Here is a 22646-nt window from a genome sequence, read left to right on the forward strand (position 1 = left end):
CTTCCCTCAGAGGTTCCACGCTACATTGTGGAGTAGCCATTGTTAGGCACCCTTTTTCTAGCTAAGCCTTGGCAAATTCTGGCACTGTAGTAATGAACCTTGATGTCGAAAAAGATGATACCTGTAGTATTCACTTACTAAATAGAAGGTTTATGAACACAGAAATTGAAAATGTTGAGCTAAAATATTTGACCCCCGAAGATTACCTAGAGCTGAAAGAGGCTATGATTAAAGCATACCCCAGCATGCCAGGGGCGTACTGGAGAGAATCCCAAATAAAAAGCCTTATCGACCAATTTCACGAAGGTCAGGTAGTAATAAAGGTGAATAACCAGCTGGCAGGATGTGCGCTCTCCATCATTGTGGAATATGACAACTTCGAAAACAGCCACACCTTCAAGGATATTACCGGCAACTACACCTTTAGCACCCACACCAACGAGGGGGATGTGCTCTACGGTATCGAAATATTTATTAAGCCTGAATTTCGCGGACTTAGGCTTGGACGCAGATTATACGACTACCGCAAAGAGCTTTGCGAAAGGCTTAATCTTAGAGGCATTGCCTTTGGTGGCCGAATTCCAAACTACCATAAGTTTTCTGACGAATTTACCCCGAAGCAGTACATTGAAAAGGTGAAAAGGCAGGAGATTCACGACCCTGTGCTCAACTTTCAAATCGCCAACGATTTTCACCCGACCAAAATACTCAAAGGCTACCTGGAGGGCGATGAGGCTTCGGGTGAATTTGCTGTGCTGCTGGAGTGGGACAATATTTACTATGAGAAGCCCAGAAAAAAGGCTACCACCAAAAAGAAAAACGTTCGACTTGGTTTGATTCAATGGCAAATGCGGCCATACAAAAATTTAGATGAGCTCATGGTACAGGTGGAGTATTTTGTGGAAGCTGTTTCTGGGTACCGATCCGACTTTGCCCTATTCCCTGAGTTTTTTAATGCGCCACTGATGGCCGAAAACAATCACCTCTCGGAACCAGAGGCCATTAGAGAGTTGGCAAAACACACCGACAACATTGTGCAGAAATTTTCCGAGTTGGCTGTATCCTACAACATCAACATTATCTCCGGCAGCATGCCCGAAATAAGGAACAATTTGCTCTACAATGCAGGATACCTCTGCCGTAGGGATGGAACGGTGGAACGTTACGAAAAACTACACATAACACCCGATGAAGCAAAAGTTTGGGGCTTGCAGGGTGGAAGCAAACTACAAGTGTTCGATACCGACTGTGGTAAGATTGGGGTTCTAATTTGCTACGATTCCGAGTTTCCAGAGCTAAGCCGACTCCTGGCCGACGACGGTATGGACATCCTCTTTATTCCCTTTTTAACCGACACCCAAAATGGTTACTCCCGAGTTCGTTACTGTGCACAGGCAAGGGCCATTGAAAATGAGTGCTACGTTGCCATTGCAGGTAGCGTGGGTAACCTTCCAAAGGTTCACAACATGGATATACAGTATGCCCAATCCATGGTTCTCACACCTTGCGATTTTGCCTTCCCTGCCAATGGCATAAAGGCAGAGACAACGCCAAATACCGAAATGATTCTTATTGCCGATGTGGACTTAGATCTGCTGCGGGAGCTAAATCAACTTGGGAGTGTAAGAAATCTTAAGGATCGTAGGAAAGACCTCTATGAGCTAAAAAGAGTTATTGCGAAAAATGCGTAGCCATTAGCCGCAACTATTAGAGAAAATATCTCGTAGTAACTCTTTGCAGTAACACACCATTGAAACTGCTAAAAAATTAGGACTTCGGATGCCATGCAAAAAGCTTTACTACCTTTGCATGTTTTCTGTAACGTCGAATTAGGCACTTTCCGGTCCTTACCCAACAATGTTAACATCACACACGAATGAGATGGAAACACACAACAGTGCCGTTATCGCCTCAGTTGGTAGACAGTAGCAATGTCATCCTCCGCAGAGAGCATTAACAATGCCACCTGTAGCCATAATATAGCGAGCCACAGGGAGCATATTACCAACAATTTGTAAAAAATATCACTATGATAAGGCCGCATTCATTTCACATCCCGGTAATGGGAATTGCCTACACTTTAGACACCCCACTGCGCGTTTCACCGTTTGGTATCGACTCCGTAATTTCACTTGTAGACGACATCCTCATTGAGCATATGCGTAAGTTCTACTGCAGCAAATATGCCATTGCGTACCAGGAGATCACCGATAAAATTGAGGATTTCCGCGCCAAAAGAATATCCTCCTACCTCAACCTCATCAACACTATTGCTGAAAAGAAGCTAGAGGAGCTGAAGAATGTCACCCTCGAAAAGAAGCAGGAGATAAAGGATTACTTCAGCATGATGCCCGACAGCTCCACCATCAAGCAGGAGTTTAAGAAACGTACGGCCAAGTATTTCAACGTCGACGAAATTAAAGCATGGCTCAAGGAGAACCTATCCTTGGGTAGCATCGACGTAAATATTATGACCAAGGTTGATAAGGACAACTACAAGAACGGTGAAAAGCTCCCCGTGGAGTTCAACGACGCACACGCAGCACTTCGTGGGTTTGCCACCAGCAACCTGCACTCCTCCATCATCCTCTCAGCAGGAATGAACCCTCGCCTTTTCAACTACATGGAGCAGTTCGAGGACTTCTACCCCAACGAAAGTGGGGAGATGAAAAAGAAGATTGTTTTAAAGGTGAGCGATTACCGCTCAGCCTTAATTCAGGGTAAGGTACTCGCAAAAAAGGGACTTTGGGTTTCCGAATATCGAGTTGAGTCGGGGTTGAACTGTGGCGGTCACGCCTTTGCCACCGACGGCTTCCTCATGGGTCCCATCCTCGCCGAATTCCGTGACAAGCGTCAGGAGTTAATCCAAGCCATGCAAGAAGTATTTGTGAAGGCGCTCGCCGATAAAAACCATACAATACCGAAAGCACCACTGCCGCTCCGCGTTACTGCGCAAGGAGGCGTTGGAACAGCTGAGGAGCATGAATTTTTAATAGAGCACTACAACCTCGACTCTGTGGGTTGGGGAACGCCATTCCTGCTCGTCCCCGAAGTTGTTACCATCGACGACAATACGCTCAATCAGTTGGCTGCCGCCAAGGAGGATGACCTCTTCCTGAGCAACATTTCGCCACTCGGGGTACCATTCAATAGCCTCCGAGGCAACACCAAAGACATTGAAAGGCTATCCTACATTAGCCAAGGAAAACCGGGAAGTCCATGCCCAAAACAATTCATTGCACTGAACAACGAATTTACGGAAAAGGGCATTTGCACCGCCTCGCGAAGGTACCAAACCAAGAAGTTGGAGGAACTTAACAAGGAAGGACTTTCACCAGAAGAATACCAGCCGCGTTTCAACAAAATAGTTGAAAAATCGTGCCTCTGCGTTGGGCTGGGAACCTCTGCATTGCTTGTAAACCACCTCAGCACTAAGGTGGAAGGGGTTGGCGTATCTGTATGTCCCGGCCCAAACATGGCCTACTTCTCCAAAAAGATGAGCCTCGCAAATATCACCGACCACATTTATGGCCGTGCCAACATGATAACCCGAACCGACCGTCCCAACATGTTTGTTAACGAACTCCGAATCTACATCGACTATCTCAAAACCCGAATTGAAGAGGCCAGAACATCGATGAACAACAAGCAGGGAAACCACCTTCTTGCTTTTGAAAAAAATCTCCAGGAGGGAATTGAATACTACAGCAACCTGTTTAGTGGCCTTAAGGAACAATTCAAGAGCACAAAGCAGAATATTCTAAACGATCTTGAGGAGAGCAAAAAGGTACTAATCCAAATGCATGCCGAAGTAGAAAAACTCATGGTGGTGCAATAATCTATCGCATAACTAGCCAAACATTTACCATCACACACCAATCAACAACCTATAAAATTTAGGTATTAGATTGGTGTACCTATTTCAGCCAATTAGAGATTGATCTTGGCACCTTACTGCACTTACAGCTGCGCAAATAAAAATCCTATATTTGGAATGCAACCCTCATCTCTTTAGCAAGAGTTTGCAGCTTATAAGCGAGGAGATGGTTATTCAGAACAACAAAAATTAAAATTCCATACACCAAAAGAACATGGCAATCTTTATTACAGTTTGGACAGCATGGTTTGCCTCTGAGGTTCTGCTTAATTCCCTAATGCGGTCGGGCAAGAAAGATAAAAGGGGACAGGACAAGGGATCCATTTCACTGATATGGATAACCATTGCCCTTGCCAACACGCTAGGAGTAATGTTTTATATTCTCAACAAGTTCCCCATTAACTCTACTCTGGTGGTGCAATATGTTGGACTAGGACTAATTGTGGCAGGCATGGCGTTCCGCTTTTATGCCGTTTGGTCGCTGGGCAACCTATTCACGGTTAATGTCACCATCAGGGAAAATCATAAAATTAAGATGGATGGTATTTATAAAACAGTAAGGCATCCATCCTACTCCGGTGCCATACTCACCTTCATTGGCTTTGGTTTATCGCTCAACAGCTGGGCAAGCCTCATTACAATAGGTGTTCTCGTTTCTGCTGCCTTTCTCTACCGTATACGCATTGAGGAAAGGATGCTGCTGAACCAGTTTGGTGAAGATTACCATACCTATATGTTAAAAACCTACCGGTTGGTGCCTTGGATTTACTAAGTTTTCTAGTTTTGCCTACCTCGTTGCCCCGTCATCAAAACAACTCAACAAAAAGAAGCACACCGATTTCACCAGAAATATTACCTTTCCATTGGCCGTTGTTCGTTTTATTTTAAAGGCATCTCTTGGGTTGATTTCGCTGCTCACCGTCTCGAGCAGCACTCAACGAAGAGCAATCCATAACCTAATTATTGGTTCAACAGTGCTATACGTGCCAGAATAGCTATAAAACAGCAAAATTTTCAAGGTTCATAATCTCCGAACATGAGGATGGATTGATTCTGTAAACAGTTTATGGCATATTTTGGTGGAGCACTTCCATTTTGCCTACCTTTGTAAGAAAATTAACCCATGCCCAAAAAGAAGTTCTACACGGTTTGGAAGGGACGAACACCTGGAGTATACGCCAGTTGGGATGCCTGTCAGAAACAGGTTGTTGGTTTTGAGGGTGCCCAGTATATGGCCTTCGACAACCAGAGTCAGGCCGAATTTGCCTTCACTAAAAACCCATGGACTTTTATTGGCAAGAATGGACCTTCCAAAAAGAAGGAACTACCATCGGGAGAAAAACCTATTGCAGAGAGCCTCTCCGTGGATGCAGCCTGCAGCGGCAACCCCGGGGTAATGGAATATAGAGGCGTAAATACCAAGACCCGCGAAGAGGTTTTTCATTTGACATTTCCGCTGGGAACCAACAACATTGGCGAATTCTTGGCCCTTGTACATGGACTTGCGCTGCTAAAGCAAAAAGGGCTGCCCAACCCAATCTACACCGACTCCAGAACCGCCATGGCCTGGCTTAAGGGCAAGAAGTGTAAAACAAAGCTAGCGCGAACCGCCGCCACCGAAGAACTCTTCCAACTTATTGAGCGAGCAGAGAAGTGGCTTAAGGAACACACCTACAAAACCCAAGTTCTTAAGTGGGAAACTGAGTCGTGGGGAGAAATACCAGCCGATTTTGGGAGGAAAGGGTAGGTAATTACCAATTACGCCATTGGAACTTCGATAAAAAGCAGGTAGGCATCCTGCTGCGCAGTAATCTCAAGTTGAGATGTTTCCCACGCGCCCAGCGCATCCCTCCTATTCAGCTCAGCATCACCAATCGTAACGGACCCCTCTATTACAAAGCAATATACTCCACTTCCCTCACGATGAACCTCATAGGCAACCGACTTCCCCTTTTCGATTTGCGATAGCGAAAACCACGTTTGTTGGTTAAGCCACAGACCATCGGAACCCTTGGGCGCCACCACGTTGTAAATGGAATTTTGAAACAGTTTGGTATCGAATTTCCGCTGATCATATCTGGGAGGAACACCAAGTTTTTCTGGCATCACCCAAATCTGCAACAAGCTAACCGGCTCCTCTTTGGAAGCATTAAATTCGGAGTGATAAACACCTGTTCCTGCCGACATAACCTGTATTTCGCCAGGGGCAATTACGCCACCGCCACCGGTATTATCCTTATGCTCAAGCTTACCTTGTAGCGCAATGGTCACTATCTCCATATTTTGGTGAGGGTGAAGTCCAAAGCCTTCTCCCGGCTGGATGGTATCATCATTCAATACCCTCAATAGACCAAAGCCCATCATGTTTGGATTATAGTAATCGGCAAAGCTAAAGGAGTAGTATGTCGAAAGCCAGCCATGCTCAGCATGTCCACGCTGGTTTGCCCTATGAAAAATCGTTTTCATTTTCTTCCTCACATTTATAAGTAAACAATGCTTAAACCCTAGCAATATGGCAAAAACCATTAGCTGGATTTATGGAAGAAACAATAATAAAAATGTTTGGTTGAAGAAGAAAAAAGAAAGGGGGCGTAAACCAAAAACCAAGGGTCCCTAAACCTTACTTTGCGCACCTTAAGTGAATAAGTTGCACCTGTTGTTGCTACGCCCCCCTATATCTAAATTACAAACGATTGCGCTCTACAATTTGATCTTTAAAAGAACTTACACTCAAACAATTAAGTGACTTATACAAATATAAAGACAATTAATTGCAAAAAAAGTTTAATTGGCACTTAAAAAAAATCTATTTATTTTCCGTTTAGTAAAACTGCGAATTGATGATAAAATTGCGTTCAATCAACAATAATTTGATCGAATTTCTGGCTTTCAACAAGCAAACCTCATGCCAAAGAGAATTTTTTTGGCACAAAATTTCTTACAATCTAAAGTTATGCGATGGATTGCATAACTTTGGTATCTCCTTAAACCAATCAACATAAAAATATATGTGTTTCTACGCGTCGCTCACCTTTAGGAAAGTCGTTGGTGAAAAGCTTTTCGGAGCCACCTTCCGACGTGGTGATGAGTGGAGCCCACTTTACTTTATTAGTGGATTTGAACACCCAAAATTGCCGATCATTGCAGCGGAAAAGAGGGATGAATTCCAGCTAATGTCGTGGGGATTAGTGCCAAACTTCACCAAGGATGAGGAGCAGGCTGCCAAATTATGCAACCTTACACTTAATGCAAAAGCGGAAACACTGCCACAAAAACCATCCTACAGAAACCTCACTAAAAAGCAGCGGTGCATCATCCCAATCACAGGTTTCTTCGAATGGCAGCAAGAGGGCAGAAAGAAAATACCGTTCTTCATTTTCCCAAAAGATAATCCAATTTTACCTTTGGCTGGCCTCTACGACCAGTGGATTAATCCTGAGAACGGAAAGATTCATCAATCGTTCTCCATCATCACCACCGAAGCCAATGCGTTAATGGCACAAATTCACAACATCAAACGTCGCATGCCGGCGGTATTGTCCATGGAGGCAATGGAGAAGTGGCTAGACGTCTCCACTGAGGAGAAGAATGCCCTTGCCCTACTTAAACCGGCAGAAGATGGAATGCTGGAGGCTCATCAAATTAATCCTGACATACTGGCTTCAGGTAAAAGCCGGAATATTCCGGAAATTATTGAACCCTATAGACCGCAGCAGGGAAGGTTGTTTGAATAGACAGACCGATTTTGGTTATAGTTTATCCGCAGCACTGGATGATTCCTAGTTTCTGATTCCTAGTTTCTGGTTGAGCTGCGCTGAACTTACCGGCAACTGCCGGATCGGTTAAAGTTTCACTGAGTTGCACGGTGTTTTCACTAAGTTACACAGAGGAGTTAAGGCTGTAGATAGCAGCACCTCTTCAAATTTCCGGTCTTCAGTCTTCCAATTCTTTCTGTCACTTGTAACATTTAGTCACTGCTCACCTTGTAACTTGTCACCTTTTTGTCACTCGTCACCTTGTAACCCTTCACTTTTCAGTCACTCGTCACTTTGTCACCTGTCACTATATTATAACCTACTTCACCCCCGCCGCCCGACGCTTCTGACCTTCGTCCCACTGCCAAAAGCAACCACAACCGTTGTAACTTGATTTTGATGGCCGTTGCTTCTTCTCACTGCACCCAAACATGAGGTGCATGCCAAACCGAATATTTGCATTACGTGCACTTGTGGGGTAGAAAAAAGCCAAAACGTTATCGCTAATAAGGTGGATTTTGAAAGTCTCGCTGCCAAATCCAAATCCAAGCCCCACGTTTCTCAGCGAACCATTCATGGCAGAGTAGGAAACGCTGCCCGAAAAGCCCTTCCACCCAAAGGCATTGAGCGAAACCGTAGCACCCACAATTGGCCGACCCGGATATAGTTCGGTTCGAACCAAGGCTCCTGCATTCAGGTGGTCACGCAGTGGGTAGGTAGCTCCAAAGTAAGCCCTTGGGTTCAGAAAAGTAATAAAGCCCCCATTGGTCTCCTCTACCCGAAGCTGATTGTTGAGCGAGTCTCTCAGCATGGAGATGTAGGCATTGGGGTCGGCACCATTTGCAGGAGTGGCACCGGAAAAAACGAAGTTTCCATTCTGGCTAAATCGATGGGTTTGTGCAGTCCAGTATATAAGACCCAAGTCGAGAACGCTACCGCTCCAAGTAAGCACATCGCCTTTGTAAATGAAACCAAAATCTCCGGCAAGGCCTACGTTCCGAAAGTTCAGCAAAAAGGCCGTTGGTGAAACTGAACCAACACTAACACTATTGACATAACCGTTTGCATCCTTACCAATGGTCATGGGTCCTGCCACATCGGCACGAAGATTCCAATCGGCATTGAGGTTGTATGTAGCACCATCAACTGACAAATGAATGGGCCTCCTACGAGTGAAAACACCAGCCATTCCAAAGAGCACCTTTGCGTGCGCACCAAGCGTTAATCGACTATCCATTTTTCGGGAGTAGCCAAAGGAAAACTCCCTGTAGTAAAAGGCATTAACACCAGGATTTCGAACAGTAAACTCATCGCCCACATAAGGGGTGTTTCCATCCCGAGCCAGCAAAACCAACTTCTTAGGAAAAAAGAGTTTCATATCCACCTTTTCGGTGATCGAAAAGTTGTAGTAGTCGCGCTCGTTTGGTCGATAGCCCAAAGCAAGCCAGTTATATTGAAATTCGGCAGTAACATAATCCCACCAGAATAAACCCTTGGTTACCTTATTCAAATCGATTGATGCACTACCTGGAGAGAAGGAATTGTAGGAAAAGCCTGTGGAGTTGGCATTAAAATGGATTGAGCTGAGCAGGGGAATGCCCACAAATAATTTGCAATCGATTTGCACGGCAGGGTTCACCATGTTGCTCTGCGGCAAGCTGTGCATAAAAAAAAGCGTATTATCCTGCTGCGCAAATACCTTGCACGAAACCAGCAATAGCAATGCCACCAGAGTGGCCCTAGCTGCTACCACCCAATATGGATGCCGTTGTTTCAAAGTCGAAGTCTACTCTAACGCCCAGCTGGCACTTCACCTTAAGCGAATCGAACCACTGAAAGTCGATGGGTTTAACACTGTCGAGATTAATTACTGAATGAATTTCGAGCAAGGTTGCATTGCCTAAAAGTGTAATTCTATCCGGAGTGATGGGGATATCCGTTTTAAGGTAACCCTCAGAAAGAACTTCTCCCACACTATTTATGCTGCCATTTGGAATAACCAATAGCCCAGAATGACTTAGTGAATCTATCAGCAGGTTGGCTGCATCGTAAAAGTAAGCCTGAAAAGTGCCGCTGGCTGGCAGCTGGTTCCAAACGTTTATCCTAAATGCGAGGTAGGTGATAGAAGAGTCATGCTTGTACACCTCCGACAGGTCGAGTGCCACCTGGTCGGTAAACTCTAAGGCGTGATAGTGAGCCCAATAGGGAACCGAATCGGTTAGATTAATCTCGGGTAGGCCTAAGGTAGTAAAGTTTCCAGCAACAGAAAATTCGGTTTGTCCAACCGGGAACGACAAAGAGGGAGATAGGTGGGTGCTATTGGGAATTGGTTCAATGTCCTTATAGCACCCAGAAATAATTGCAACAATTAGGATGGTGATTAAGCCACACCTCATTTTACTGTGTTAAACCCAACTTCATCTCAATATAGTGAATCAGCGAGTGAATAATTTTAATGTGAACCTCCTGCACCCTATCGGCAAAGCCAAAGAAAGGTACCCGAATTTCAACATCGCACATCCCGGCCAACTTACCACCATTCTTGCCGGTAAGCCCAACAATCTTCATTCCTTTTTGGCGGGCGGCAATACATGCCTCCATAACGTTGGCGGAGTTACCGCTGGTGCTAATGGCAACCAACACATCACCCTTGCTCCCAATTGCCTCCACAAAACGAGCAAACACCTTATCATAACCAAAATCGTTGGCAGAGCATGTAATGTGCGAGGGATCGCTAATGGCAATGGCTGGCAAGGCACGCCTATCACCACGAAAACGACCTGAGAGCTCCTCTGCAAAGTGCATGGCATCGCTCATGGAGCCACCATTCCCGCATGAAATTAACTTATGACCATCTTCAATGGCCTCAACCATTAAATTTCCGGCCTTCTCAATACTTTCCCAACTTTGGCTCTCCGACATGAACAGTTCCAGCACATCCCTAGCCTCCTGAAAGTTCTGACGAACTTGTAAAATAGGATCAATCATACTTTAAAATTTGCTCGGTAAGGAGTATAAAATTTTCAATAAATCAACCTAGAAACCACCTATAAAACGCACCGCTCAAAATATAGTTGTGCGCCATTGGTGAAAATCCTAACTTTGCACAAAGATAAAGCAAAGGCCATGGGAATTCCAAGAATGTTTAAACTTCCGAAGCACAAGAGTTTTAATTATGTGCCACGTTACTACGATCCGGAGAAGGAGGAGATGGCAGAACGCAGAAAAAAGTTGGCTATGGAGAGGGGGCTAGATATTTCCGATATAGAACATATCCCGGGTGAAGCACTTCGTCATGGAGCCATGAGAGGCTTTTTCAAAAAAAAGGAACGGGCCACCATTCAATCGCCACTCAGGGTATTGATTATTATAGCCATTCTGTTGGCGGTAGCCTACTGGATACTCTTCACCTAACCGCAATCGTTCAATGTCCGACATCATAAGGCTCTTGCCCGATTCGGTGGCGAACCAAATTGCCGCAGGAGAGGTAATCCAGCGCCCGGCTTCAGCCATTAAGGAGTTGGTGGAAAATGCGGTAGACGCCGGAAGCACCATCATTACCGTGGTGGTGAAAGATGGCGGGAAAGGGCTCATTCAGGTAATTGACAACGGCTGTGGCATGACCGCCACCGACGCTAGGATGTCGTTTGAGCGCCATGCCACCTCAAAAATCCGAGAGGCCAAGGATCTATTTGCCATTCACACCTTGGGGTTCAGGGGTGAGGCGCTAGCATCCATTGCTTCGGTAGCCGAGGTGGAATTACGAACTCGCCGCCACGACGAAGAGGTGGGTACCATGCTGCGCATTAGCGGATCGAAGGTTGAAGAGCAGGAACCCGTAAGCTGCCCAGCCGGTTCCAACTTCATCATCAAGAACCTCTTCTTCAACATTCCAGCACGGCGAAAATTCCTCAAGGGGACACCCATTGAACTAAAGCACATTATCACCGAATTTGAGCGGGTGGCGCTGGTGTATCCACAGGTAGCGTTCTCGCTTTTCCACAACGAAACGCAGCTTTTTGCATTGTCCTCAGGTAACCTACGCCAGCGCATATCCGGGCTATTCGGGAAACAACTCAACACCCACATTATTGACATTAAAACCGAAACTTCAATCATCAAAATCAGTGGATTTATTGGAAAACCGGAGTATGCCAAGAAAACATCGGGAGACCAGTTTTTCTTTGTTAACGGCCGATACTTCCGTAGCCCATACCTGAACAAAGCTGTATTGAACGCCTACAACCAGCTGCTCACGCCCGATTCGGTTCCCTCCTACTTTATCTACTTTGAAACCGATCCCGCCTCCATCGACGTCAATATTCATCCAACAAAAACAGAAATAAAATTTGAGGACGAAAGGGCTATTTGGCAAATTCTGCACGCCAGTGTTCGGGAGTCGCTAGGAAAGTTTGCCGTTGTGCCTTCCATCGACTTCAACACAGAGCCAGGGCTGGAGATTCCTGTGATCTCCTCCACCACCCACTTTAAAATGCCGCAAGTTGACATAAATCCAGAATTTAACCCCTTCGACACCCGTCCTCCTGCGTCAGAAGTTCAGTTCCGAAAATCCGGACCACCCAGAGAAGATGTTCCTCAAGGTTGGGAGGCCCTCTACCAAGGAGTGGTTGAACTAAAAAAGGAGGAACAACATCAAATGTCTCGGGAAGAAAAGCTATTTGAGCAGGCTGCCCCCGAAAGAAGTTACTTCCAAATAAAAGGGAAATATATCCTAACCACGGTAAAGTCGGGGTTGATGCTCATTGACCAAAAACGAGCACACGAACGAATTCTCTACGAAAAATTTTTACAGGGGCTCAACCGTGGGCTGAAGGTGTCACAAAAGGAACTCTTCCCTCAGACCATCCAGCTGATTCCGTCCGACCACCTGCTCATCATGCAAATGGAGGAAGAGCTGGCCATGCTGGGCTTCGAAATTGGGGATTTAGGCAACCATACGGTGGCTGTTTCGGCCAAGCCTGTCGACCTAGTGGAAACCGATGCAAAGGAGCTGATTGAGAAGCTGCTGGAGGGTTTAAAGGAGAATAGAAACGCGCTGCTTGGGAGCAAGTCGGAGGTACTGGCATCCTCCATGGCAAAAGCAGCCGCCATACGCTACGGGCAGTATCTATCGGTTGGTGAGATGCAGCACATCATCGATAAACTCTTTGGCTGTAACGAACCGGGCCTCAGCCCCGACGGAAAGCCAACAGTAACCATTCTGAGCATGGAGGAGCTGGAAAAGAGACTTAGATAATCGAACGTCTCCTATTCCTCGTATTTCAAATTCTCATGCAGGAGCACACTTAAAGCTAAAGAGAGCTTACATCCCTAAGTGCAGCTTGGATGGTTAATAAATTGAACGTAATTTCGTGAATCATTTTACCATTTTGATTGTTTACCATAAAAAATTGCGATGAACGGTTTTAGCAGAGGATACTCCTCAACCCCACCTGTTCTAAAGAACATTATTCTTATTAACGTGGTACTCTTTTTGGCAATGCTTGTGCTTGAAAAATCAGGCATTGACCTCACGCAGTATCTTGGCCTATTCTATCCTGGATCCACCTTCTTCAGGCCATACCAGTTTATCACCCACATGTTTATGCATGCAGGGTGGGAGCACATCTTTTTCAACATGTTCGGTTTGTGGATGTTTGGGAGGATACTAGAGCAGGTTTGGGGAAGCAAGCGATTTCTCATATTCTACATGGTAACCGGCTTAGGTGCTGCCGCTATGCAAACCTTTGTGAACTACCTGCTCATCTCCTCTACCCTTCACGACTACACTGCGATGATGAACTCCTTTGGGCCGCAAGCGTTTGATGCCTTTGTTCAACATCACTTCCCCGAATATCGAAATGCGATTTATGAGCAGATAACTGCAGGCTGGCTCAGCAATGAGCATAGTGCTGTATTTGCATCACAGGCCAAAGATGCTGCTAACCAACTAATAACCATGATGGTTAACATTCCTACAGTGGGAGCATCGGGCGCCATCTTTGGTGTGCTGCTTGCATTCGGCATGCTTTTCCCAAATACGCAGTTGATGCTTATATTTCCACCAATCCCAATGAAGGCGAAGTACTTTGTTGCTGGTTATGGTGCCATTGAACTCTTTCTTGGCCTTTCGCAACCAGGAAGCCACATAGCTCACTTTGCGCATTTAGGTGGTATGCTCTTCGGATTTTTCCTCATAAAGTATTGGCAAAAAACCACTAAAACATTTTACTAGCATGAGCATTGGGCAGGAGATAAAGGAATCGTTCAAGCAGGGAACCACGCACACCAAGCTGATCTACATCAACCTAGGCGTATTTATTGCGGTAAACCTAGTAAATGTACTCATGATGTTTGGAGGTCATGCTGATGCATTCTCGTTACTTCCATGGCTCCAACTTCCATCAAACCCAGCAGCCCTTGCCTTACGGCCATGGACGTTGGTTACCTACATGTTTACGCATGAAGGGATTTTACATATCCTCTTTAACCTACTTGTTTTCTACTGGTTTGGAATTATTTTTCTGCAGTTTTTCTCTCAAAAGCAATTGCTTTCAACCTATTTGTGGGGAGGGCTTGCTGGTGGGGGGCTCTACATCTTAGCCTACAATACCCTACCCGTGTTTGCCGACGTGCGTTACGCTTCAGATCTCATAGGTGCCTCTGCCTCCATTATGGCCATTGTATTTGCCGCTGCAGCCTACGCTCCAAATTACACGGTATATCTAATGTTTTTTGGCCCAGTGAAGCTAAAATACATTGCCCTAGGTTATGTAGTGATTGATATAGTAAGCATGGCTGGCACCAATGCTGGTGGGCATATTGCCCATATTGGCGGAGCCGTCGCAGGTTATCTCATTGCACAAAAGATAAAGCAAAGCAAAGCATCCAACCTCGGGTTTGGATGGGTAGAGGGTATTTTCAGCAGTTTTGGCCCACGAAAGTCAAAGATGAAGGTGGTCCATCGACGCCCACTTACCGATTTGGAGTATAACCAAGTAAAGGCAGAGCATCAAAAGCACATCGACAAGATCCTAGACAAGATCAACAAATCTGGTTACTCCTCTCTTACAAAAGAGGAGCGCGAAGAGCTGTTCAACATGAGTAATAACACCAAAAAGGGTGAGGACATTTCTTAAGTTTGTAGTCGTTTATTCTGGAAGCATTGTAGCCATTGCGTTGGTACTCTCATTCCTTTCCACGTTTGTAAGTCCCGCCGTTTTTTGGCCACTGGCATACTTTGGCCTAGCCTTTCCTATACTACTGATCCTCAACGCGATTATTTTCGTATTACTGGTTATCAAAAGAAAAAAATCGGTCATTATTCCACTACTAGCCTTTATTATTTGCCTTGAGCCAGCCTCAAACTTCTTCCAGATGAGGTTCCACGCCCCAAAAACCAACTTCGAGCATCGAGATCTTAAAATTCTCACCTATAATGTGCACCTGTTCAACCTAATTAACTGGAATAATACGCCTGACCAGCTGCTCGAAATAATCTCATTCATCAAGCAGGAGAATCCCGACATTGTTTGCCTTCAGGAATTTTGCCAAACAAATACAGCCACTGTCAAAAAGCGACTAAAGATGCTCTATGCCGATTATCCTTACCATCACATCAGCTACACCATCTCCTCTAAAAAATACAACTTTGGCATTATTACTCTCAGCAAATATCCCATTGTAAACCGGGAAGGTTTCCCTTTTGAAAAAACGGCCAACGCCACCATTTACTCCGACATTAAAATTGGGGGCGACACCATTCGCCTTTACAACAGCCACCTGCAAAGCACAAGGCTTAGAGAGAAAAATCTAAACCTGCTCATTTATCAAAAATTTCAGAACAACAGCAAGAAGATGGATGAGCTCAAAGATATTAACTCCCGGCTTAAGTTGGCCTTTGAGAAACGAGCCAACCAGGTAGACATGGTGTCCGATGCTCGCGACAAATCGCCCTATCCGGTCATTATGGTTGGCGATTACAACGACCCACCCACATCATATAGCTACCGGAAAATGCGGGGCAACCTCACCGACTCCTTCAAGGAAGTGGGTGTTGGTACTGGATCAACCTACTACGGGTTCTTCCCCATCCTGCGTATCGACTACGTTTTTCATTCACCACTCATTATGGCCATTGGCTATGAAAGTCCACATATAGACTATTCTGACCACTATCCTGTGGTGGTAAATCTTGCGCTCCCCATAAGTTTAAAGCAGGCGGCTGCCGATCAAAATAATTAACGAGAAAACGGGAGTTTGCTGAGGTCTACATTGCCACCCGATAAAATTATTCCAACCCTCTTATCGGCAAAAATTTCGCGATGTTCTAAAACTGCTGCAAGAGGAACCGCACCGGAAGGTTCTACCACCTGTTTCATTCTTTCGAAGAGGAGCCTCATGGCCTGCACAATTCCCTCTTCCGAAACAGTCACAATTTGGGTGACATTTTTTTTAATAATTTCAAACGTGAGGGGCGATAATGATGTAAGAAGGCCATCGGCAATGGTTTTTGGATTATCGGAAGGAATAAGTTTTCCTGCACTAAACGACCGAAAGGCATCATCTGCAGCGGCCGGCTCGGCACCAATAACGCAAACAGCCTGATCGATATAGTTCAGCGCAAGTGCCGTTCCACTGAGCAATCCGCCACCACCTACTGGAGCCACTATGGAGTCGATTCGGGGTGCTTCCTGCAACAGTTCCAAGGCTGCTGTTCCCTGACCACAAATAACCTGAAAATGGTCGTAGGGTGGAATAAAGGTGGCACCCGTTTCTTCAATTAGTTGAGCAAGGGCCTCCTCCCGAGCCTGTAGCGTAGGTTCACAAAAGCGGATTATCCCACCGTAGCCTCTTACAGCATTCTGCTTCACCGAGGGGGAATTCCTGGGCATTACAATATAGGCCGGAATGCCAGCCATACGAGCGGCCAACGCAAGCGCAGCAGCATGATTCCCCGAAGAATGGGTTGCTACCCCTTTGAACAATTCAGTTGATGGCAGCGATAGAACAGCATTTAATGCACCCCTAAATTTAAATGCACCAACCTTCTGTAGATGCTCACATTTAAAAAAAAGTTCGCAACCAGCTAGTCGGTTAATGGCATCGGAGGTCATTACGGGAGTGCGATGAACATAATTTTTTATTCTGTCGTAGGCAGTCCAGATATCTGCCCGGTTAGGAATAGCAGTAACCATGGTTATTTTTCGTAAAGCTAGAATACGAAATCTACCATCTTTATATTAAATATCAAATAATTTCATCAACACTTATTGTAGAGATGGCACCACTCCGCATACTTCTCTTTCACGTAGACCAGTAAATCGTAATCGCGCGTCTGGAGTACAAATTCTGTATCGGGCTTGAGCCACAACAAGAATTGGGCAGCATATTCCTGCGAACAGTGAACCTCCCGTATAACGGTAGTTAGGTTTAACCTTTCATCAGCCATTCGTTTTCTACCCGTTCTTGCCAAATACTCGTCCAAAATTCTCTGTTGCCGATGATACCAATCTTCGCCAAAACCAATTCCACTTGTTTGTGGTACCTGTTGAACCGCCTCCTTGGTGATGGCAGCAAGGTAATTGGTAAGACGCTCCGTTTTTGTGTCGGGTAACTTGAGGGCTAGAAACTCGCGCTTGAACTGGTTATAGTCGTGCCAGCGGCGCACCACAATTTCCTTTATTGGGTAAGAAACAGGAGAAAGGTAGAAGAGCCTGCGAGAGGTATCGCTTCCAGCTAAGAAGTAGACTTTTGTTCTTAAAGTGGCGAATCCAATTGCTGAAATATATAGCGAATCCATGGCTGCCATGGGGATTTGAAAAATACCGAAAGGGTCAGAAACAGTGCCAGTAGACTTGCTTAAGTTTACAATATTCGCATAGGGGATTGGTTCACCATTTGTGGCAGAGATTACCCTACCTGAAATAATTTTTGTTGAATCCACTGGGGTTATTCCAAATGCATGGCCTCCTGCAATTGCAAAGAAACCAATCAATACGATTTTATTGCTTCTTCTCACTGTTTTTTTTATAAATGTAAAGCATTGCTGCATACAAAAAAAACTCACAACATGTCCTATAACGTTGTTTAGCAGGTTTTAGCACAAATTAACCTTTTCCCTCTCTTCGAAATAAAAGTACCTATAGCGTAACACTTTTGTTCGAAATAGTAACTTTGCAACTAGAAGATACCAACGGTTGTGGTTTTGGTAAAAAACGAAATAAAACTTCTTCAAATTGTCCACAGCCCATCAGAATATATCCTCATTTGGGAAATAATTGACAAATAATGGAAGCACTTAAAGCTACGATAGAAAAAGTTTGGGAGAATAGAGAGCTCCTTGCCGAATCCAAAACCCAGCAAGCAATTAGAGAGGTGATAGAACTCCTAGACAAGGGTAAGCTCAGAGTGGCTGAACCGGTTAATGGCGGCTGGAGAGTAAACGAGTGGGTAAAAAAGGCAGCCATACTATACTTTCCCATCTGCAAAATGGAGACCGTGGAAGTTGGACCATTTGAATTTCACGATAAAATTCCATTGAAAAAAGGGTATGCCGAGCTAGGTGTAAGGGTTGTTCCCCACGCCATAGCGCGCTACGGATCATACGTTGCCAAAGGAACCATAATGATGCCCTCCTACATCAACATTGGTGCCTATGTGGATGAAGGGACCATGGTTGACACCTGGGCCACTGTGGGCTCATGCGCACAAATTGGCAAGGGAGTTCACCTTAGCGGTGGTGTTGGCATTGGTGGCGTTCTAGAACCCATTCAAGCAGCTCCAGTAATTATTGAAGATGGCTGCTTCATTGGATCCCGATGCATAATTGTGGAAGGGGTAAGAGTGGGAAAAGAGGCGGTGCTCGGAGCCAACGTGGTAATAACAGGATCAACCAAAATTATAGATGTTTCCGGCGAAAAGCCCATTGAATACAAGGGTGTTGTTCCTCCTCGTAGCGTGGTTATTCCTGGAACTCTGCCTAAAACCTTTGCCGCTGGAACCTACAACGTTCCTTGCGCCCTCATAATCGGACAACGAAAGGAGAGCACCAACCTCAAAACTTCGCTCAACGACGCCCTTCGCGAATACGACGTGGCCGTGTAACTACCAATTCTCCTAGGATGAATAAGATTCTGGTAATCCAAACAGCCTTTATTGGTGACGTTATTTTAGCAACTCCTTTGGTTGAGGCGCTGCATCAAGCATTTCCTGAGGCGACCATCGACTTTTTGCTCCGCAAGGGAAACGAAGGGTTGCTGGTTGGTCACCCCTATCTACGTCGAGTTATTGTTTGGAATAAGAAGGAGGAAAAACTGAAAAATCAGCTGCGGATAATTCGAGAGTTGCGGAAGGAACATTACGACGTAGCCATTAACCTCCAACGCTTTTTATCCACTGGAATTTTTACGGCTTTAAGCGGTGCGAATACACGCATTGGCTTTAGAAAGAACCCCCTTTCGTGGTTCTTTTCACACCGAATCGACCATGAAATTGGAACTGGCAAGCATGAGGTGGAGAGAAACTTGGAGCTGCTGAAACCCATTAAGGGGAACAGAGAATGGGAGAAACGTCCCGTGCTTTATCCTTCCGACAAAGATTTTGCTGCGGTAGAGAAGTTGAAAGTGGGGAAATATGTGTGCATAGCCCCAACCTCCGTTTGGTTTACCAAGCAATGGCCCGCCGAAAAGTGGGAGGAACTCATCGAAACCATCGCCAGCGACACCAAGGTCTACCTGCTTGGTGGCCCACCCGACGCCCTAGCATGCAGCTCAATTGCATCCAAGTTTCCAACCAAGGTGGAAAGCCTTGCAGGCAAGCTCAACTTTCTGGAATCGGCAGCGCTGATGAAGGACGCAGCCATGAACTACGTGAACGATTCGGCACCCATGCACATTGCCTCTGCCATGAATGCTCCAACCACTGCCATCTTTTGCTCTACCATTCCAAACTTTGGCTTTAGCCCGCTATCGGACAACAGCCGGGTGGTGGAGGTAACCGAAACACTGCCCTGCCGTCCGTGTGGATTGCACGGCTACAAAGCTTGTCCCGAGGGTCATTTTAAGTGCGCACTAAACATTAGTATCAAACAGGTGAACTCATAAAAATATGGAAACATCGAATATTGCAAAGCAGGTAGACGAGGCCGTGAAGGTGCTTCGGGCCGGAGGCATAATGCTTTACCCAACCGACACGGTATGGGGAATTGGCTGTGATGCAGAAAATGCCGAAGCGGTAAAAAAAATCTACGACCTCAAGCAGCGCAACGACTCCAAGAGCATGCTGGTGCTGGTGGATAGGGTTGAGCGCATTCTCAGCTACATTCACACAATGCCCGAAATAGCCTACTCCCTCCTTGAGGTAACCGACACCCCGCTTACCATCATTTACCCGGGAGCAAGAAACCTAGCACCAAACCTCGTTCCACCCGAAAACACAGTTGGCATTAGGGTGGTAAACCATGAGTTTTGTGAACGAGTTATTAAAAAATTAAACCGACCACTGGTTTCTACCTCCGCCAACCTCTCGGGAAAACCGGCCCCCGCCTACTTTGAGGAAATTTCGGAGGAGATTGTAAAGGGTGTGGACTACGTGGTGAGCCAGGAGTTTGAGGGAATGCCCACCGGAAAGCCATCATCCATCATCATGCTAGGGTTGGGTGGTGAGGTAAAGATTATTAGGGAATAAAAAAATGTTAGAGATCCAATAGCAAATTTACGAAACTTGTGCGCCCTAGTCAGGGGGTGACTTTTTGCAAGCGAAAAATAGTCACCCCCTGACTGTTGATTGAACCTCTTCCAGAAAAACGTAGCTACCCTATAAAATACAAAAACCCGCCCCTGTTAGGAAGCGGGGTTTTCGTTGTATCTCCTCCACGGACGTGGAAGTCCCCAACTAGCAGGGGGCTGGCAGCTTAGTTACGGTACTGCGCTTCATTGCAACTAAGCTTATGGGCAGCATGCCCATGCAACCGCTATGCACGCCTGGGCCGGCTGCAGCTACTACACCATATGGCCAACCTCCAGCTTTACGCCCATTGGCAAAAGTCCGCAGCAGCCGGACGGCACGTCCGGCCGAGCGGGAGGAACGCATCATCTGCTCATTTTTGCCAAAGCTGCAATCATAACCAAGCAAGACTTATCATCTTTGTTTAATACATATTTGTTTTGTATTTTTGCCAAAAGGTTGATTTAACTGTTGCTTTTACTACATTTATGAAGTCGATAACTTTTGGAGGACGGCTGACAGAGGTCAGAAAAGTGAAGAAGATGTCTCAGGATGCCCTTGCTAAAAAGATTGGCGTACATGGTGCTGTTATTGGCCGGTATGAGAGGGAGGAAGTAAAACCATCCATCGAGGTGGCCGCACAGGTTGCCGAGGCCTTGGAGGTATCCTTAGACTACCTAGTAGGCAATACCAACTTAATACTTGACAATACGATAATGCACAGGATACAGGATATACAGCAGCTAGACCCTGAAAATAGGGGGCATCTGTACGCCCTTATGGACGCTTTCCTGAGGGACTATAAAACAAAACAGGCGTACGCCAGATAAATACGATTAGCTATGCAAAGGGTAGTACTCGACATACCGGACAGTAAAATAAACTTCTTCATGGAGCTGGTGAACAACCTCGGCTTTAAAAAGGTTCAACGGCTAACGAAAGAGCAAATGGAATTCATTGACGACCTAAAGCACTCACTGGGTGAGGTGGAGCAGCACAGGCAGGGTAAGAAAACGCTGCAATCGGCCAAAGATTTTCTGAATGAGCTTTAACGTAATCGTCACCACCGGTTTTAAAAAGCATGCCAAGAGCGTTGGGAAGAAGCACCATTCCCTTAAGTCGGATCTTGAAGCGCTCATTACCTCTCTAGAGCAAAACCCTTTACAGGGTGAGCCTTTGGGAAAGGACTGCTACAAAGTGCGCATGGCCATCGCCTCTAAGGGCAAAGGGAAGAGCGGCGGTTCGCGCGTGATCACCTGCGTTAAGGTGGTTGACCAGAACGTTTACCTGCTCACCATCTACGACAAGTCCGACAAGGAGAGCATCTCCGACCGGGAGCTGAACGAGCTCCTTGCCATCGCAGGGCTACAGCCATAAATGCAAAGACCCGCTGGTTAGGCGGGTCTTCGTTTTCATTTCTATCAGTCGCGAACGTCTGCGCTAGCTTGTTTTTCGTTGTATCTCCTCCACGGACGTGGACGCCCGCGCTAGCGGAGACTTTTTTCGGGCTCAAGTAGCCGCCCTGAGCTGGCAGCCCGGTTGCCGTGCTGCGCTTCTAAGCAATTAGGCTTATGGGCAGCATGCCCATGCAACCGCTATGCGCTCCTAGGCCGGCTGCAGCTACTACACCATATGGCCAAGCTCCAGCTTACGTCCATTGGCAAAAGTCCACAGCAGCCGGACGACACATCCAGCCGAGCGGGGAGCATGCCGTTCTTGTCGGGCTTCAGGTGGTAGCTGCTCAGCACCGTTAATATGCCCAGGTGCGCTTTTATGTCACGTATTTCCATTGGTTGAAAAATATTTTTAATATTTGTAATCTGTAATATTTTGCACAAATCTATAACTTGTTTCTCAATCAAACAAAAAACAACTTGCTTTTTTATGTAACTTATTTCTCGTATTTTTGTAAAATCATTGCAAACGCTTACTTATTAGAGCAACATGTTAAACATCGGAAGCAAAATATCTTTACTCAGGAAAGAGAAAGGATGGTCGCAAGGCGACCTTGCAGAACAAATTAGCGCATCAAGGGAGATAATCGGAAAATACGAGCGTAATGAAAATTCTCCTTCCCTTGAAATGGCCTTGAAAATGGCTAAAGCATTCGGGGTTACGGTTGACTTTCTCTTGGGCGAAGGTGAGTATTCGTCGTATGACCAGGATACCATTGACAGGATAAAAAGTATCCAGAAAATGGACACCAATACTAAATCGGTCCTGTTCAATGTCATCGACACCTACATACAAAATTTTAAAACAAAACAGGCGTTTGCCACAAAATAGAA

Annotated in this window: 25 protein-coding genes; 17 read left to right on the plus strand and 8 right to left on the minus strand. The window is 45.8% G+C overall.

What is annotated here, in order from left to right; translation table 11 throughout:
* Positions 1-152 precede the first annotated feature (152 nt).
* The 4 genes from VMW01_09205 (at position 153) to VMW01_09220 (ending at position 5624) form a co-directional block, all read left to right on the plus strand.
* Entirely contained in the window at positions 153-1691 is a 1539-nt protein-coding gene (locus VMW01_09205; protein ID HUW06428.1) for a carbon-nitrogen hydrolase family protein, read from the plus strand.
* Positions 1692-2029: 338 nt separating this feature from the next.
* On the plus strand, positions 2030-3838 hold the full coding sequence (locus VMW01_09210) for a hypothetical protein (protein HUW06429.1): 1809 nt from the start codon (positions 2030-2032) through the stop codon (positions 3836-3838).
* A 253-nt stretch (positions 3839-4091) separates the two neighbouring features.
* The gene (locus VMW01_09215; protein HUW06430.1) at positions 4092-4649 is read left to right on the plus strand and encodes an isoprenylcysteine carboxylmethyltransferase family protein; all 558 of its coding nucleotides are present in this window, start codon (positions 4092-4094) and stop codon (positions 4647-4649) included.
* 351 nt (positions 4650-5000) lie between these two features.
* On the plus strand, positions 5001-5624 hold the full coding sequence (locus VMW01_09220) for a ribonuclease H family protein (GenBank protein ID HUW06431.1): 624 nt from the start codon (positions 5001-5003) through the stop codon (positions 5622-5624).
* Positions 5625-5635: 11 nt separating this feature from the next.
* Here the strand turns inward: VMW01_09220 and VMW01_09225 are convergent, their stop codons facing one another.
* Complete coding sequence (locus tag VMW01_09225; protein ID HUW06432.1) at positions 5636-6343, minus strand: pirin family protein; 708 nt, start codon at positions 6341-6343, stop codon at positions 5636-5638.
* A gap of 542 nt (positions 6344-6885) precedes the next feature.
* Here VMW01_09225 and VMW01_09230 point away from each other — a divergent pair.
* Positions 6886-7611, plus strand: a complete 726-nt coding sequence (locus VMW01_09230; protein HUW06433.1) for an SOS response-associated peptidase — start codon at positions 6886-6888, stop codon at positions 7609-7611.
* A gap of 340 nt (positions 7612-7951) precedes the next feature.
* Here VMW01_09230 and VMW01_09235 read toward each other — a convergent pair whose 3' ends face one another.
* Genes VMW01_09235 through lpcA form a run of 3 tightly spaced genes read right to left on the minus strand, consistent with a single transcriptional unit; the run spans position 7952 to position 10620 of the window.
* Positions 7952-9385 (minus strand): DUF5723 family protein, encoded by a 1434-nt coding sequence (locus tag VMW01_09235; protein HUW06434.1) that lies wholly within the window; start codon positions 9383-9385, stop codon positions 7952-7954.
* Positions 9372-10028, minus strand: a complete 657-nt coding sequence (locus tag VMW01_09240; GenBank protein ID HUW06435.1) for a hypothetical protein — start codon at positions 10026-10028, stop codon at positions 9372-9374. Before VMW01_09240 ends, VMW01_09235 begins: the two co-directional genes overlap by 14 nt.
* A gap of 1 nt (position 10029) precedes the next feature.
* Complete coding sequence (lpcA, locus tag VMW01_09245; protein ID HUW06436.1) at positions 10030-10620, minus strand: D-sedoheptulose 7-phosphate isomerase; 591 nt, start codon at positions 10618-10620, stop codon at positions 10030-10032.
* A 138-nt stretch (positions 10621-10758) separates the two neighbouring features.
* On the opposite strand from lpcA, the gene VMW01_09250 reads away from it, so the two are divergent.
* The 5 genes from VMW01_09250 to VMW01_09270 all read left to right on the plus strand — a co-directional run bounded on the left by VMW01_09250 (position 10759) and on the right by VMW01_09270 (position 15876).
* A complete protein-coding gene (locus tag VMW01_09250) occupies positions 10759-11046 on the plus strand; it encodes a hypothetical protein (protein HUW06437.1) in 288 nt (95 codons plus the stop codon).
* A gap of 13 nt (positions 11047-11059) precedes the next feature.
* Positions 11060-12889 carry a DNA mismatch repair endonuclease MutL gene (gene mutL / locus VMW01_09255; protein ID HUW06438.1) on the plus strand — a complete coding sequence of 610 codons (1830 nt, stop codon included), beginning with the start codon at positions 11060-11062 and terminating at the stop codon, positions 12887-12889.
* A 159-nt stretch (positions 12890-13048) separates the two neighbouring features.
* Positions 13049-13867, plus strand: coding sequence for a rhomboid family intramembrane serine protease (locus tag VMW01_09260; protein HUW06439.1), 819 nt, complete (start codon positions 13049-13051; stop codon positions 13865-13867).
* 1 nt (position 13868) lies between these two features.
* Entirely contained in the window at positions 13869-14771 is a 903-nt protein-coding gene (locus VMW01_09265) for a rhomboid family intramembrane serine protease (protein ID HUW06440.1), read from the plus strand.
* On the plus strand, positions 14755-15876 hold the full coding sequence (locus tag VMW01_09270) for an endonuclease/exonuclease/phosphatase family protein (protein HUW06441.1): 1122 nt from the start codon (positions 14755-14757) through the stop codon (positions 15874-15876). Before VMW01_09265 ends, VMW01_09270 begins: the two co-directional genes overlap by 17 nt.
* On the opposite strand, the gene VMW01_09275 is transcribed toward VMW01_09270, so the two are convergent.
* Both VMW01_09275 and VMW01_09280 read right to left on the minus strand, forming a co-directional pair.
* On the minus strand, positions 15873-16829 hold the full coding sequence (locus tag VMW01_09275) for a pyridoxal-phosphate dependent enzyme (protein ID HUW06442.1): 957 nt from the start codon (positions 16827-16829) through the stop codon (positions 15873-15875). The two genes, VMW01_09270 and VMW01_09275, sit on opposite strands and share 4 nt — an antisense overlap.
* A 65-nt stretch (positions 16830-16894) precedes the next feature.
* Complete coding sequence (locus tag VMW01_09280) at positions 16895-17653, minus strand: carboxypeptidase-like regulatory domain-containing protein (GenBank protein HUW06443.1); 759 nt, start codon at positions 17651-17653, stop codon at positions 16895-16897.
* Positions 17654-17922: 269 nt separating this feature from the next.
* On the opposite strand from VMW01_09280, the gene VMW01_09285 reads away from it, so the two are divergent.
* Genes VMW01_09285 through VMW01_09295 form a run of 3 tightly spaced genes read left to right on the plus strand, consistent with a single transcriptional unit; the run spans position 17923 to position 20319 of the window.
* Positions 17923-18738, plus strand: a complete 816-nt coding sequence (locus VMW01_09285) for a 2,3,4,5-tetrahydropyridine-2,6-dicarboxylate N-succinyltransferase (protein HUW06444.1) — start codon at positions 17923-17925, stop codon at positions 18736-18738.
* A gap of 17 nt (positions 18739-18755) precedes the next feature.
* Positions 18756-19736, plus strand: a complete 981-nt coding sequence (locus tag VMW01_09290) for a glycosyltransferase family 9 protein (protein ID HUW06445.1) — start codon at positions 18756-18758, stop codon at positions 19734-19736.
* 4 nt (positions 19737-19740) lie between these two features.
* Entirely contained in the window at positions 19741-20319 is a 579-nt protein-coding gene (locus VMW01_09295; GenBank protein ID HUW06446.1) for an L-threonylcarbamoyladenylate synthase, read from the plus strand.
* Between the two features lie 207 nt (positions 20320-20526).
* Here the strand turns inward: VMW01_09295 and VMW01_09300 are convergent, their stop codons facing one another.
* Positions 20527-20727 carry a hypothetical protein gene (locus tag VMW01_09300; GenBank protein HUW06447.1) on the minus strand — a complete coding sequence of 67 codons (201 nt, stop codon included), beginning with the start codon at positions 20725-20727 and terminating at the stop codon, positions 20527-20529.
* 119 nt (positions 20728-20846) lie between these two features.
* On the opposite strand from VMW01_09300, the gene VMW01_09305 reads away from it, so the two are divergent.
* From VMW01_09305 to VMW01_09315, 3 genes are read left to right on the plus strand one after another with little or no spacing between them, the layout of a single operon-like run.
* Positions 20847-21188: a helix-turn-helix transcriptional regulator gene (locus VMW01_09305; GenBank protein HUW06448.1), complete on the plus strand. Its 342-nt coding sequence runs from the start codon at positions 20847-20849 to the stop codon at positions 21186-21188.
* Positions 21189-21200: 12 nt separating this feature from the next.
* Entirely contained in the window at positions 21201-21410 is a 210-nt protein-coding gene (locus VMW01_09310) for a hypothetical protein (protein HUW06449.1), read from the plus strand.
* Positions 21400-21735, plus strand: coding sequence for a type II toxin-antitoxin system RelE/ParE family toxin (locus VMW01_09315; protein HUW06450.1), 336 nt, complete (start codon positions 21400-21402; stop codon positions 21733-21735). Before VMW01_09310 ends, VMW01_09315 begins: the two co-directional genes overlap by 11 nt.
* A gap of 218 nt (positions 21736-21953) precedes the next feature.
* On the opposite strand, the gene VMW01_09320 is transcribed toward VMW01_09315, so the two are convergent.
* On the minus strand, positions 21954-22148 hold the full coding sequence (locus tag VMW01_09320; protein HUW06451.1) for a hypothetical protein: 195 nt from the start codon (positions 22146-22148) through the stop codon (positions 21954-21956).
* Positions 22149-22302: 154 nt separating this feature from the next.
* On the opposite strand from VMW01_09320, the gene VMW01_09325 reads away from it, so the two are divergent.
* Positions 22303-22644, plus strand: a complete 342-nt coding sequence (locus VMW01_09325) for a helix-turn-helix transcriptional regulator (protein ID HUW06452.1) — start codon at positions 22303-22305, stop codon at positions 22642-22644.
* Positions 22645-22646 lie beyond the last annotated feature (2 nt).

Source organism: Williamwhitmania sp. (assembly GCA_035529935.1).
Classification (GTDB): domain Bacteria; phylum Bacteroidota; class Bacteroidia; order Bacteroidales; family Williamwhitmaniaceae; genus Williamwhitmania.

Bases quoted from the DNA above. Each gene is read 5' to 3' on its own strand.
- VMW01_09205 (HUW06428.1), top strand. From the start codon at position 153: ATGAACACAGAAATTGAAAATGTTGAGCTAAAATATTTGACCCCCGAA.
- VMW01_09210 (HUW06429.1), top strand. From the start codon at position 2,030: ATGATAAGGCCGCATTCATTTCACATCCCGGTAATGGGAATTGCCTAC.
- VMW01_09215 (HUW06430.1), top strand. From the start codon at position 4,092: ATGGCAATCTTTATTACAGTTTGGACAGCATGGTTTGCCTCTGAGGTT.
- VMW01_09220 (HUW06431.1), top strand. From the start codon at position 5,001: ATGCCCAAAAAGAAGTTCTACACGGTTTGGAAGGGACGAACACCTGGA.
- VMW01_09225 (HUW06432.1), bottom strand. From the start codon at position 6,343: ATGAAAACGATTTTTCATAGGGCAAACCAGCGTGGACATGCTGAGCAT.
- VMW01_09230 (HUW06433.1), top strand. From the start codon at position 6,886: ATGTGTTTCTACGCGTCGCTCACCTTTAGGAAAGTCGTTGGTGAAAAG.
- VMW01_09240 (HUW06435.1), bottom strand. From the start codon at position 10,028: ATGAGGTGTGGCTTAATCACCATCCTAATTGTTGCAATTATTTCTGGG.
- lpcA (HUW06436.1), bottom strand. From the start codon at position 10,620: ATGATTGATCCTATTTTACAAGTTCGTCAGAACTTTCAGGAGGCTAGG.
- VMW01_09250 (HUW06437.1), top strand. From the start codon at position 10,759: ATGGGAATTCCAAGAATGTTTAAACTTCCGAAGCACAAGAGTTTTAAT.
- mutL (HUW06438.1), top strand. From the start codon at position 11,060: ATGTCCGACATCATAAGGCTCTTGCCCGATTCGGTGGCGAACCAAATT.
- VMW01_09260 (HUW06439.1), top strand. From the start codon at position 13,049: ATGAACGGTTTTAGCAGAGGATACTCCTCAACCCCACCTGTTCTAAAG.
- VMW01_09265 (HUW06440.1), top strand. From the start codon at position 13,869: ATGAGCATTGGGCAGGAGATAAAGGAATCGTTCAAGCAGGGAACCACG.
- VMW01_09275 (HUW06442.1), bottom strand. From the start codon at position 16,829: ATGGTTACTGCTATTCCTAACCGGGCAGATATCTGGACTGCCTACGAC.
- VMW01_09285 (HUW06444.1), top strand. From the start codon at position 17,923: ATGGAAGCACTTAAAGCTACGATAGAAAAAGTTTGGGAGAATAGAGAG.
- VMW01_09290 (HUW06445.1), top strand. From the start codon at position 18,756: ATGAATAAGATTCTGGTAATCCAAACAGCCTTTATTGGTGACGTTATT.
- VMW01_09295 (HUW06446.1), top strand. From the start codon at position 19,741: ATGGAAACATCGAATATTGCAAAGCAGGTAGACGAGGCCGTGAAGGTG.
- VMW01_09300 (HUW06447.1), bottom strand. From the start codon at position 20,727: ATGATGCGTTCCTCCCGCTCGGCCGGACGTGCCGTCCGGCTGCTGCGG.
- VMW01_09305 (HUW06448.1), top strand. From the start codon at position 20,847: ATGAAGTCGATAACTTTTGGAGGACGGCTGACAGAGGTCAGAAAAGTG.
- VMW01_09310 (HUW06449.1), top strand. From the start codon at position 21,201: ATGCAAAGGGTAGTACTCGACATACCGGACAGTAAAATAAACTTCTTC.
- VMW01_09315 (HUW06450.1), top strand. From the start codon at position 21,400: ATGAGCTTTAACGTAATCGTCACCACCGGTTTTAAAAAGCATGCCAAG.
- VMW01_09320 (HUW06451.1), bottom strand. From the start codon at position 22,148: ATGGAAATACGTGACATAAAAGCGCACCTGGGCATATTAACGGTGCTG.
- VMW01_09325 (HUW06452.1), top strand. From the start codon at position 22,303: ATGTTAAACATCGGAAGCAAAATATCTTTACTCAGGAAAGAGAAAGGA.